Genomic DNA, 12,335 nt, shown 5'->3' on the forward strand with positions numbered 1-12,335 from the left:
CTCAGGCGCCCGATGCTTCGAGTCGAACGGTGACGGCCTTCGACACCGGCGTGTTCGACTTGGCTGCAACGTGTTCGAGGGGAACGAGCGGATTTGTCTCGGGGTAGTACGCCGCAGCATTGCCGCGCGGGGTGTCGTAGGAGACGATGCGGAATTCCGTGACCCGACGCTCTTCGAGTGTGCCGTCGGGTGTTGTCCACTCGGACACGATGTCGACGAGATCGCCGTCACGGAATCCGAGCGCGGTGATGTCTTCGGCGTTGACGAGGATGACTTTGCGTCCGCCCTTGATGCCGCGGTATCTGTCGTCGAGGCCGTAGATCGTGGTGTTGTACTGGTCGTGGCTGCGCATCGTCTGCAGAATCAGGCGCCCACTCGGAGTGGGTATCCAGTGCAGGTCGTTCACGCCGAAGTTGGCTTTGCCGGTGTGCGTGCGGAACTCACGCGAGTCACGCGGCGGGTGGGGGAGTTGGAATCCGTCTGGCTCTCGAACGCGGGAGTTGTAGTTTTCGCAGCCTGGCACTACCCGTGAGATGGAATCGCGGATCAGATCGTAGTTGCCCTCGAAGGCCGACCAGCGGACGGAGTGATCGTTGCCGAGTAGTTCGCGGGCGAGTTGGCAGATGATGGCGACTTCGCTACGCAGGTAGGGGCTGACCGGTGTGAGGCGTCCGCGCGACAGGTGCACCATGGACATCGAATCCTCCACGGAGACAAGCTGCTTTCCGCCGGCTTGGACGTCGAGGTCGGTGCGTCCGAGGGTGGGGAGGATGATCGCGGTCTGCCCGTGGACCACGTGACTGCGGTTCAGCTTGGTGGACACCTGCACGGTGAGTTCGCATTGACGCAACGCTGTTTCAGTCGCTGCGGTGTCCGGGCTTGCCTGGATGAAGTTGCCGCCCATCGCCATGAAGAAGCTTGCCTTGCCTGCGTTCATGGCGCGGATCGCGTCGACGGTGTCCCATCCGTGCTTGCGGGGACTCGAGATCGAGAACTCGGTATCGAGCGCGGCCAGGAACTCTTCCGGCATCTTTTCCCAGATGCCCATCGTGCGGTCACCCTGGACATTGGAGTGTCCTCGCACCGGACAAACGCCGGCACCGGGTTTGCCCATCATTCCACGCATGAGCAGCAGGTTGACTGCTTCTTCGATGGTGGCGACTCCGTGTGTGTGCTGAGTGATCCCCATGGCCCAGCAGGTGACGGTTCGCTCGGATCGGGCAAGTGCGGCAGCCGTTTCCTCGAGCTGTGCCATCGACAGACCCGTTGCCTCGAGTACCGTGTCGAGATCGACCGCGCGGATGTGCTTCTCGTATTCGTCCCAACCGGCGCAGTACCGGTCGACGAAAGCGCGGTCGACGACCGTCCCGGGAGCGCGATCTTCCTGCTCGAGCAGCAGCTTCCCCAGGCCTTGGAACAGCGCCATGTCGCCGCCCAGCCGGATCTGCAGGAACTCGTCCGCGATGTCGACTCCGTGCCCGATCACGCCGGACACCTTCTGTGGATCCTTGAACCTGCGCAATCCCGCCTCGGGTAGAGGATTGATGGCAATGATCTTGGCGCCGTTGCTCTTTGCCTTCTCCAGCGTCGAGAGCATTCGAGGGTGGTTGGTGCCGGGGTTCTGTCCGGCGATGAGGATGAGATCGGCGTTCTCGAGGTCGGGAACCGTCACCGAGCCTTTGCCGATGCCGATGGATTCGGTCAGTGCGCTTCCGGACGACTCGTGACACATGTTGGAACAGTCGGGCATGTTGTTGGTGCCGTAGCTGCGAATCATCAACTGGTAGAGAAACGCGGCTTCGTTGGACGTGCGACCGGAGGTGTAGAACACCGCTTCGTCCGGCGATGCGAGGCCGTTCAGATGTTCGGCGATCAGTGCGTACGCGCCGTCCCAGTCGATCGGCCGGTAATGGGTTGCTCCCGGCGTCAGGACCATCGGGTGCGTCAGTCGCCCCTGCTGTCCGAGCCAGTAGTCGGTCTTGCCTTCGAGATCGGCGATCGAGTGCTCCGCGAAGAATTCGGGTGTGACGGTGCGAAGCGTTGCTTCCTCGGCAACAGCCTTCGCTCCGTTCTCGCAGAATTCGGCGGGCTTGCGATGTCCGGGAGTCTCCGGCCACGCACACCCCGGGCAGTCGAAGCCGTGTCGCTGGTTGAGTCTGGTGAGCGTTCGGGCGGTCCGCAAGGCTCCCATCTGCTCGATTCCTCGTTGCAGCGACACCAGAACGGCCGGAACTCCGGCGGCGTAGTCCTTGGGGTGCGTGACTTCGAGATCCGATTCGTCGATGTCCTTCGAGGGGCCCTGGCGCGTCATGTCTCCATAGTGGCCCGAACGGCGCGGTACTGCCATCGAATGGGCCGGTCGAACTAGCCGGAATGAAGCTTTCATCGGCTAGCCTTACCTACCGAACCAGCAGACTTTAAGGGGTAGGAACATGGATCGAACGGACGCAGGTCGGCTGACCCGGCGCGGATTTCTGATCGGCACGTCGGGAGCGTTGCTGGCATTCGCCGCAGCCTGCTCCAGTTCGAACGACGAGGACACACCTCCCAGCGGTGACTCTGCGGAATCGATCACCCACAAGTTCGGGGCTACGGAGTTGCCCAAGGATCCGCAGCGGATCGTCAGTGTCGGATACAACGATCAAGATGCGATCCTGGCGCTCGGTGGGACCTTGGTTGGAACCTTCGACTGGTACGGCGATTACCCCTACGGAGTGTGGCCCTGGGCGCAGCCGCTGCTGAACGGGGCGACTCCCGAGATCATCGGAACTGCGGGCACCACCATTCAGATGGAGAAGGTCGCTGCCACGACACCCGACCTCATTGTCGGCACCTACTCCGGGCTCACTCAGGCGCAATACGACAAACTCAGTGCCATTGCGCCGACGGTGGCGCAGCCCAAGGAGTTCGCGGATTACGGAATCCCCTGGCAGAACCAGACGACCATCATCGGCGAAGCGTTGGGGCAGCAGGGTAAGGCCACCGAGCTGATCGCCGGCGTCGACCAGAAGTTCGCCGACGTGAAGACGGCCAATCCGGCGTTTGCCGGCAAGACCGTTCTGGTCGGCGCGTTGAAGGGGCCGGGGCAGTTCGGGGTCTACGGACCGGAAGACCCGAAGGTGCGGTTCTTCACCGAACTCGGATTCGTGAATCCGCCTGTCACCGATCAGATCACGGGTAACTTCGCCGAGATCAGCACCGAGCAACTCTCGCTCGCGGACGTCGACGTACTCGTCTGGTACGCCGGTGGCGGCTACGGCGACAAGCTTCGCGCGGAGCTGGACAAGACCCCGATCTACCAGGAACTCGACGTCGTGAAGGACGGCCGCGCGATCATTCTGGAAGACGCTGCTGCCGAAGCCATGACGTGGAGCACCGTACTGAGCTTGCCGTACGCGCTCGAACAGATTCCGCCGCGGATTGCGGGCTTGCTCGTCTGATCGGTTCAAGGACAGCGCTGTTCAAAGTCCAGTGATTCGGACAGTCGGCGGTACTCTCGCCTCATGGGTGTACACGTACGGCCGGCTGTCCGATCCGATATTCCGGCACTGTCGGCAGTGTTGGCCGAGGCGTTCGAAGATGATCCCTTGATGGCGTGGATGTTGCCGGACGAGGCCACCAGGGCTGATCGCCTGACGAAACTGTTTGCCGCAGAAGCTCGTTACCACCACCTCGCCGGGGGCGGCGTCGAGGTGGCCACCGACGACAACGGCCTGATCGGCGGGGCAACTCTGTGGGATCCGCCGGGGCGGTGGAAGCAGTCGTGGATTTCCGGGCTCGTGAGCCTGCCCGCAATGGTGCGTGTCTTCGGCAGGGGCCTACGACACGCGGCCGAGGTCAGCTCCGTTCTCGAAGGAGCACACCCGAATTCGCCGCACTGGTATCTCGCGACCGTCGGGACCGGCAGCGCGGCGCGCGGTGGGGGATACGGCAAAGCGCTGCTGAACTCTCGGTTGGAGCGTTGTGACCGTCAACATGTCGACGCTTACCTCGAGAGCAGCAAGGAATCGAACATCCCGTACTACAACCGCTTCGGTTTCGAAGTGACCCGTGACATCGTCATGCCAGGCGGCGGGCCGACGATCTACGCAATGATGCGTCAACCGCGGGGCGCGTGATACGAACTAGTGGTGACCCAGATTCCCGAGCTCCACGCAGGCACACCGTTCGACGAACTCGACGACTACATCGCTCTGGCCAGGTTGTCCGGCCTGGTGTTGTCACCTGACGGCTCGCTGCTGATCTGCGCGCGCGCCGTTCTCGACGACAAGAGCGCCGAATACGTGTCCTCGTTGTGGGAGATCGACCCGGAAGGCCGGCGTCCTGCGCGTCGGTTGACCTGGGGTTCGACCAGCGAGTCCGGTGCTGCCTTCGCGTTCGACGGCGACGTGCTCTTCACTGCCACGCGAGCCGTGCCGGGCGAGAGTGATCCGCAACCAGCACTCTGGCGCCTACCAGCGGCGGGCGGAGAAGCTCAGCTGCTGATCTCGCGTCCCGGTGGTGTCTCGTCGGTATCAGCGGCGAAGGCGGCGCCGACGTTCGTGGCCCAGACGTCGGTCATGGCTTCGGCGATCAGCCTCGACCAGGACGATCAGGTGCGATCGGCGCGCAAGGACAAGAAAGTCACGGCGATGCTGCACACCGGTTATCCGGTGCGCCACTGGGACCACGACCTGGGCCCCGATCATCCGCATCTGGTTGTGGCCGAGACGGATTCGAAGGAATCCGTCGAGTTGCGGGACATCACACCGACGGCAGGCGCAGCGCTGCGGGAGACGTCGACCACGATTTCCGACGACGGTCTCTTCGTCGTGACCACGTGGACTGTCGGCGATGCGAGTGCCGCCCGCCGATCGACGTTGGTTCGGATCGACACGGTGACCGGTGACCGAGTCACGCTTGTCGACGAGGCCGACGCGGACGTCTACAACCCGGTGCTCTCGCCGGACGGAACCAAGCTCGCGTTCATCCGGGAGACACTCACCACACCGGAGTCCGCACCACGAATGACTCTGCAGCTCTACGACTTCGGATCCGGTGCCGTGACCGGCGTCGCCGACGGCTGGGATCGCTGGCCTACCTCACTTGCCTGGCTACCCGACGGATCCGGGCTGGTCGTCACCGCTGACGACGGCGGCCGCGGTCCGATCTTCACCATCGACCTGTGGGGCCAACCAGTGCGCCTGACAGCCGACGACGCGGCGTACACCGACGTTCGAGTGGCGCCGGACGGTGAGTCGATCTACGCGTTGCGAGCCTCGTACGAAGCGCCCCCGCACGTGGTGCGGGTCGATCTGCGATCAGGTGAGATCACCGCACTTCGTGGGCCCGACACTTTGCCGGAGCTGCCGGGAACACTGACCGAGATCACCGCGCGTGCCGAGGACGGTTCGACGGTGCGTAGCTGGTTGGCGCTGCCGACGGGCGCCGCGCCGCATGCACCGGTGCCATTGCTTCTCTGGGTCCACGGCGGCCCACTCGGTTCGTGGAACACCTGGTCCTGGCGGTGGAATCCGTGGCTGCTCGTCGCCAAGGGCTATGCAGTACTGCTACCAGATCCCGCGCTCTCGACCGGATACGGCCAGGACTTCGTCCAGCGGGGGTGGGGTCAGTGGGGCAAGGCGCCCTTCACCGATCTGATGGCGATCACCGATGCTGCTGTCGCCCAGCCCGAGATCGACCCCAAGCGAACAGGCGCGATGGGTGGTTCGTTCGGTGGTTACATGGCCAACTGGATTGCCGGACATACCAACCGTTTCGACGCCATCGTCACCCACGCGAGTCTGTGGGCACTCGATCAATTCGGCCCGACGACGGACGCTGCCTGGTACTGGCAGCGCGAGATGTCGCCTGAGATGGCCGTCGAGAATTCGCCGCATCTGTACGTCGCGGACATCACGACTCCGATGCTGGTCATCCATGGCGACAAGGACTACCGGGTTCCGATCGGTGAGGGCTTGCGACTCTGGTACGAACTGCTTGCCGAGTCAGGTCTGCCCGCCGACGACGACGGGAAAACGGACCATCGCTTCCTCTACTTCCCCGACGAGAATCATTGGGTGCTCAAGCCGCAGCACACCAAGATCTGGTACGAGGTGGTCACCGCGTTCCTCTCCGAGCACGTTCTCGGCGAAGATGTCGCGCTACCGGAGATTCTGGGCTGAACCCGCGCGTGCCTCGTTCGGATGAAACACCGAACGAGGCACGAGCGTCTTCGCGTGGATCCGGACCGGAATCAGGCGCCGGGGCAACGAACGGTGTACGACCACTCGGTGTGGTCAGGGCCCGTGACGCGAACCAGAACGGACGACGCCCCACCGGCGGGCACGTTGACGACAGCTGAACCAGTTCCCTCGTTGATGTTGTCGCCGATGTATCCGGTGCTGTGGATCAACCGACCTTCGTAGTACACCTCGATCAGGTCCGGGACGTTTTCGGTCTCGTAGCCGAGCACGAACGAGGTCGGGCCACCGCGGCCGAGTTCGTGCTTGGTGCTGGTGATTCCTGCGCCGCCCGAGACGGTCGAGGCGTCGCAGCGCTGCGTGGGCGCAAATGATCCGCCGCCGCCGCTGCCGCTGGCCAGGCCACTGAGAATGTCCCTGACGTTGCCACTGGCCAGGCCGTTGACGATGTCCATCGCGCTGGTCGAGCCGGCGTTCAGGCCGCCGAGGACGTCGTTGAGGTTCCCAGTGGCGATCCCGCCGACGATGTCACCCACGCTGCCGCTGGCGATGCCGTTTGCGATGTCGTTCCCGATATCGCCGACGCTTCCGTTGATCGTGGCGCTGCCACTGTCGATGCTTCCTTGCACACTTTCTTCGATGCCGGGGGCAGCAGACGCAGTCGCCGGAAGCACGAGGGCAACCGCCGCTCCGATCGTCGCGGCCGCCGCCAAGGTTCGAACGCCGGGACGGCGAGAACTCCAGTTGTTCAACATATTTGCTCCACAGGTCGTTGGTCGGTCGTCCTTCAGAGCGATCCTGTCAGCGGAGCGGATCGGTGAATATCGTTTGTTCGGCTGACCCCGGACTGCGGGGCAGTCGTTCGTGTGCGCTGCGGCGGCCGACGGGCGAATTCGTTCACGACGGGGGAGTCATTAGGATCAAGTGGTGACCAGTGCAGCTCCAGAGAACCCCCAGACCCCCGCCGACGCCCTACCCAAGAGCTGGGACCCCAGCGCGGTAGAGGCCGATCTGTATCAAGGCTGGGTAGACGCCGGGTACTTCCAGGCCGACGCGACCAGCGACAAGCCCGGCTACTCCATCGTGCTGCCGCCCCCGAACGTCACCGGCAGCCTGCACATGGGCCATGCCCTGGATCACACCCTCATGGACGTGCTCAGCCGTCGCAAGCGGATGCAGGGCTACGAGGTGCTGTGGCTGCCAGGCATGGACCACGCCGGTATCGCCACGCAGTCCGTCGTCGAGAAGCAACTCGCTGCCGACGGAAAGACCAAGGAAGATTTCGGCCGCGAGCTGTTCATCGACAAGGTCTGGGACTGGAAGCGCGAATCCGGTGGAACCATCGGTGGCCAGATGCGGCGCATCGGTGACGGCGTCGACTGGAGTCGTGATCGTTTCACGATGGACGAGGGCCTCTCCCGCGCAGTCCAGACAGTCTTCAAACGCATGTTCGACGAGGGCCTGATCTACCGCGCCGAGCGTCTCGTGAACTGGTCGCCGGTGCTGCAGACCGCGATCTCCGACATCGAGGTGAAGTTCGAGGACGTCGAGGGTGAGCTGGTTTCCCTGCGCTACGGCTCGCTCGACGACAACGAGCCGCACGTCATCGTCGCGACCACTCGCGTCGAGACGATGCTCGGTGACACCGCAGTAGCGGTCCATCCCGAGGACGAGCGCTACAAGCACCTCATCGGCACCACTCTCGATCATCCGTTCACCGGGCGTCAGATCCCGATCATCGCCGACGACTACGTCGACCCCGAGTTCGGAACCGGCGCTGTGAAGATCACGCCGGCTCACGATCCCAACGACTTCGAGATGGGCCTGCGGCACAACCTGCCGATGCCCACCATCATGGACAAGACCGGCAAGATTGCCGACACCGGAACCGAATTCGACGGAATGGACCGCTTCGAGGCTCGCGTCAAGGTTCGCGAAGCTCTCGCCGAGCAGGGACGCGTCGTCGCCGAGAAGCGCCCGTACCTGCACAGCGTCGGGCACTCCGAGCGCAGTGGCGAGGCCATCGAGCCTCGTCTCTCGTTGCAGTGGTGGGTCAAGGTCGAGACGCTTGCCAAGGCTGCGGGTGACGCGGTTCGCAACGGGGACACCGTCATTCACCCGGCGAGCCAGGAGCCACGCTGGTTCGACTGGGTCGACAACATGCATGACTGGTGCATTTCCCGTCAGCTCTGGTGGGGTCACCGCATTCCGGTCTGGTACGGCCCCGAGGGTGAAGTTGCGTGCTTCGGTCCTGACGAAACGGCGCCGGAAGGCTGGGTCCAGGATCCCGACGTCCTCGATACCTGGTTCTCCTCCGGACTGTGGCCCTTCTCGACGATGGGCTGGCCGGACAACACGCCCGAACTCGAAAAGTTCTATCCCACCAGCGTTCTCGTCACCGGCTACGACATCCTGTTCTTCTGGGTCGCCCGCATGATGATGTTCGGCACCTACGTGTCCGAGGACGAGTCGATCACCGCCGGTTCGGGTAAGTCCGGCGCGCAGATGCCGTTCAAGGACGTGTTCCTGCACGGACTGGTCCGCGATCAGTACGGCAAGAAGATGTCGAAGTCTCGCGGCAACGGTATCGACCCACTCGACTGGGTCGATCGTTTCGGCGCCGACGCCCTGCGATTCACACTTGCACGCGGCGCCAACCCGGGCAGCGACCTGTCCGTCGGTGAGGACTCGGCGCAGTCCTCGCGCAACTTCGCGACCAAGTTGTTCAACGCGACCAAGTTCGCTCTGATGAACGGCGCTGCCCCCGCGCCGCTGCCCGCTCGAAGCGAACTGACCGACGCCGATCGTTGGATCCTCGACCGTCTCGACACGGTCCAGGCCGAGGCGGACGCCGCATTCGATCGCTACGAGTTCAGCAAGGCGTGCGAAGGCCTGTTCCACTTCGCGTGGGACGAGGTCTGTGACTGGTACCTCGAACTCGCCAAGGTGCAGTTCGCCGCCGACGAGGCCGTCGCCGCGAACACCCGCGCCGTGCTCGGCAACGTTCTCGATGCACTGCTCCGCCTCCTGCACCCGGTCATTCCGTTCGTGACCGAAACCCTGTGGAAGGTGCTCACCGGCGGCGAGTCCGTCGTCGTCGCCGAATGGCCCGTGTTGTCCGGTGAGGCAGTCGACGCCCAGGCCGCAACCAGGATCGAAGACACGCAGAAGCTGATCACCGAGGTGCGACGATTCCGAAACGATCAGGGACTCAAGCCTTCCCAGAAGGTCCCGGCTCGTGCGTCCGGGCTCTCGGAGGCCGGCATGGACGGCCAGTTCGCCTACGTGGCGGCGCTGGCCAAGCTGACCGAACCCGAAGAGGGATTCACCGCGTCGATCTCCGTCGAGGTGCGCCTGAGCCAGGGCACCGTCACTGTCGACATCGACACCTCGGGCACCATCGACCTCGGCGCCGAGAAGAAGCGGCTCGAAAAGGACCTCGCGGCAGCGCAGAAGGAGCTCGTCACCGCTGACAACAAGCTGGCGAACGAGGCCTTCCTGGCGAAGGCGCCCGACGCCGTCGTGGACAAGATCAAGACACGTCGCCAGATCGCCGTCGAAGAGATCGAGCGCATCACGGGACGTCTGAAGGAGTTGGCCGACAAGTGAGTTCGTACGAACCGTCCCAATTCGACGCTCAGAGTTCGGTTCCGACTCCGGTCGACATCGCCGAACTGGCGCTGGTGGAAGCAGAACTCGACAAGCGTTGGCCCGAGACCAAGATCGAGCCGTCACTGACTCGTATCGAGGCGCTCATGGATGTCCTGGGCTCGCCTCAGCACAACTATCCGTCGGTGCACGTCACGGGAACCAACGGTAAGACGTCGGTGACGCGCATGATCGATTCGTTGATGACGGCTCTGCATCGTCGCACCGGGCGAACCACCAGCCCTCATCTGCAGATCGCGACCGAGCGGATCAGCATCGACGGTCATCCGATCTCGCCGCGGCTCTACGTGGACACGTTCCGCGAGATCGAGCCGTACGTGCAGATGATCGACGCACAGTCGGAGGAAGCCGGGGGACCGGCGATGAGCAAGTTCGAAGTGCTCACCGCCATGGCCTATGCGGCCTTCGCGGAGGCGCCGGTCGACGTCGCCGTGGTCGAGGTCGGCCTCGGCGGACGCTGGGACGCCACCAACGTGATCGACGGGCAGGTTGCGGTGATCACGCCGATCAGCCTCGATCACGCCGAGTACCTGGGCACCGACCTGGCCGGGATCGCGGAGGAGAAGGCCGGGATCATCAAGAAGGGCCGCGAGGACCTGGTTCCGGTGGACACCGTCGCGATCATCGCCGAGCAGACACCCGAAGTCATGGAGGTATTGCTGCGGCGTGCTGTCGAGGTGGAGGCCGCGGTCGCTCGTGAAGGCTCGGAGTTCAAGGTGCTTGCTCGCCAGATCGCGGTGGGCGGACAGCAGCTCGAACTTCAAGGCTTGAGCGGTGTGTACACCGACATCTTCCTCCCCCTTCACGGTGAGCATCAGGCGCGCAACGCCGCGCTCGCGCTCGCTGCCGTAGAAGCGTTCTTCGGTGCCGGTCCGGATCGACAACTGGATCAGGATGCAATCCGCAACGGGTTCGCCTCGATCGTCAATCCTGGTCGCCTCGAACGTGTTCGGAGTGCGCCGACGGTCTTTCTCGACGCCGCCCACAATCCAGACGGTGCCCGCGCTCTCGCGGCCGCACTGGCCGCCGAGTTCGACTTCCGCAAGCTCGTGGGAGTGGTCAGCGTCATGGCGGACAAGGACGTCGACGCCATCTTGACTGCATTCGAATCCGTCTTCGACGAGATCGTCGTCACCCACAACGGGTCACCCCGGGCGATGGACGTCGAAGAACTGGCGAACATCGCCGTCGCGAAGTTCGGCGACGAGCGCGTCGTCGTTGCGCCGGTGCTTGCCGACGCCTTGGAAGTCGCGATCGAAATCGCCGAGCAGGTCGCCGAACCCGGTGAGGCCGTATCAGGGGCGGGTGTGGTGGTGACGGGATCCGTCGTGACCGCAGGCGCCGCCCGCACGCTGTTCGGAAAGGACCCCGCGTGAGTACCCCGTCAGATGCCAATCCCGAGTCCGGAGACCACGAGCCCGGAGACACTGCCGGCGAGTTCGGGCCGCCGACCAAGGACCCGTGGAAAAGCTTCCGCGGAGTGATGGCCGGAACCCTGATCCTCGAGGCGATCGTCGTGCTGCTGGCTTTGCCGGTTGTCGCGGTCGTCGGCGGAGGCCTCACCGCGGCCTCCGCGGGATTCATCATCGGGTTGGCGGTACTGATGATTCTGGGTGCGGGCATCCAGGGCAAGCCGTGGGCGATGGGGTTCAACGTCGCGCTGCAGGTGATTCTTCTGTTCGGTTTCTTCGTCCACCCGTCGATCGCCGGTGTGGCGATCACCTTCGGGATCGTCTGGGGATACCTCGTCTACCTGCAGAGAGACATCAAGCGCCGGATGGACAAGGGCCTGCTTCCCGGTCAGCGGGACTGACCATTTAGGCTGTCCGCTGTGACTGAGCGCACCCTCGTACTGATCAAGCCCGACGCCGTTGCCCGTGGATACGTAGGAGAAATCCTCAGCCGTATCGAGCGCAAAGGCCTGACAATTGCAGCACTCGACCTCCGCGTAGCTTCCGAAGAGGTGGCTGGTAGCCACTACGCAGAACACGCCGAGCGTCCGTTCTACCCGAGCTTGTTGGAGTTCATCACCTCCGGTCCGCTGGTGGCCGCAGTGCTCGAAGGCCCCCGAGCCATCGCTGCTTTCCGTCAGTTGGCCGGCGGAACCGACCCGGTCGACAAGGCTCTTCCGGGTACGATCCGCGGCGACTTCGGACTCGAAGCGCAGCAGAACCTCGTTCACGGCAGCGACTCCGTGGAGTCGGCAGAGCGTGAAATCGCTCTGTGGTTCCCCGCGCTGTCGTCCATCTGAATCTCCGATCGGGCCTCTGGCCCACATGAACGGGCCTTCGGCCCACATCTCCACAGCGAATTCTCGGCACGTATCCCACATCGGTGCGCCCTTTGCAGTTGCAGGCGCGTTGGTGTGGGATACTGCTTTCAGTTGAACCGCAATTTGTTTTACGCACGTTCAACCGGATGACACCTAGGTTCGATGCCCTTTCATCGCTGCTCCAGGTCAACAGGAAATCCCTGGACCTCTGC

Annotated in this window: 9 protein-coding genes; 7 read left to right on the plus strand and 2 right to left on the minus strand. The window is 63.8% G+C overall.

Features of this window, described 5'->3' with window-relative positions:
• Nucleotide 1: 1 nt before the first annotated feature.
• Nucleotides 2-2,311 carry an FdhF/YdeP family oxidoreductase gene (locus ABIE52_RS03805; RefSeq protein ID WP_030536640.1) on the minus strand — a complete coding sequence of 770 codons (2,310 nt, stop codon included), beginning with the start codon at nt 2,309-2,311 and terminating at the stop codon, nt 2-4.
• 121 nt (nt 2,312-2,432) lie between these two features.
• Here ABIE52_RS03805 and ABIE52_RS03810 point away from each other — a divergent pair, with 121 nt between their 5' ends.
• The 3 genes from ABIE52_RS03810 (at nt 2,433) to ABIE52_RS03820 (ending at nt 6,164) form a co-directional block, all read left to right on the plus strand.
• Nucleotides 2,433-3,440 carry an iron-siderophore ABC transporter substrate-binding protein gene (locus ABIE52_RS03810; protein WP_030536639.1) on the plus strand — a complete coding sequence of 336 codons (1,008 nt, stop codon included), beginning with the start codon at nt 2,433-2,435 and terminating at the stop codon, nt 3,438-3,440.
• 63 nt (nt 3,441-3,503) lie between these two features.
• Complete coding sequence (locus ABIE52_RS03815) at nt 3,504-4,118, plus strand: GNAT family N-acetyltransferase (RefSeq protein ID WP_042450225.1); 615 nt, start codon at nt 3,504-3,506, stop codon at nt 4,116-4,118.
• Nucleotides 4,119-4,130: 12 nt separating this feature from the next.
• On the plus strand, nt 4,131-6,164 hold the full coding sequence (locus ABIE52_RS03820) for a S9 family peptidase (RefSeq protein ID WP_030536637.1): 2,034 nt from the start codon (nt 4,131-4,133) through the stop codon (nt 6,162-6,164).
• Between the two features lie 71 nt (nt 6,165-6,235).
• Here ABIE52_RS03820 and ABIE52_RS03825 read toward each other — a convergent pair whose 3' ends face one another.
• Nucleotides 6,236-6,937 (minus strand): hypothetical protein, encoded by a 702-nt coding sequence (locus ABIE52_RS03825; RefSeq protein WP_007730988.1) that lies wholly within the window; start codon nt 6,935-6,937, stop codon nt 6,236-6,238.
• 172 nt (nt 6,938-7,109) lie between these two features.
• Here ABIE52_RS03825 and ABIE52_RS03830 point away from each other — a divergent pair, with 172 nt between their 5' ends.
• Genes ABIE52_RS03830 through ndk form a run of 4 tightly spaced genes read left to right on the plus strand, consistent with a single transcriptional unit; the run spans nt 7,110 to nt 12,102 of the window.
• Nucleotides 7,110-9,791 (plus strand): valine--tRNA ligase, encoded by a 2,682-nt coding sequence (locus ABIE52_RS03830; protein ID WP_050654661.1) that lies wholly within the window; start codon nt 7,110-7,112, stop codon nt 9,789-9,791.
• On the plus strand, nt 9,788-11,227 hold the full coding sequence (gene folC, locus ABIE52_RS03835; RefSeq protein WP_003944455.1) for a bifunctional tetrahydrofolate synthase/dihydrofolate synthase: 1,440 nt from the start codon (nt 9,788-9,790) through the stop codon (nt 11,225-11,227). Before ABIE52_RS03830 ends, folC begins: the two co-directional genes overlap by 4 nt.
• On the plus strand, nt 11,224-11,664 hold the full coding sequence (locus ABIE52_RS03840) for a DUF4233 domain-containing protein (protein WP_003944448.1): 441 nt from the start codon (nt 11,224-11,226) through the stop codon (nt 11,662-11,664). Before folC ends, ABIE52_RS03840 begins: the two co-directional genes overlap by 4 nt.
• 18 nt (nt 11,665-11,682) lie before the next feature.
• On the plus strand, nt 11,683-12,102 hold the full coding sequence (gene ndk / locus ABIE52_RS03845; RefSeq protein ID WP_003944527.1) for a nucleoside-diphosphate kinase: 420 nt from the start codon (nt 11,683-11,685) through the stop codon (nt 12,100-12,102).
• Nucleotides 12,103-12,335 lie beyond the last annotated feature (233 nt).

The organism is Rhodococcus sp. OAS809 (genome assembly GCF_040546695.1).
In the GTDB taxonomy this organism is placed as follows: Bacteria; Actinomycetota; Actinomycetes; order Mycobacteriales; family Mycobacteriaceae; genus Rhodococcus_F; species Rhodococcus_F qingshengii.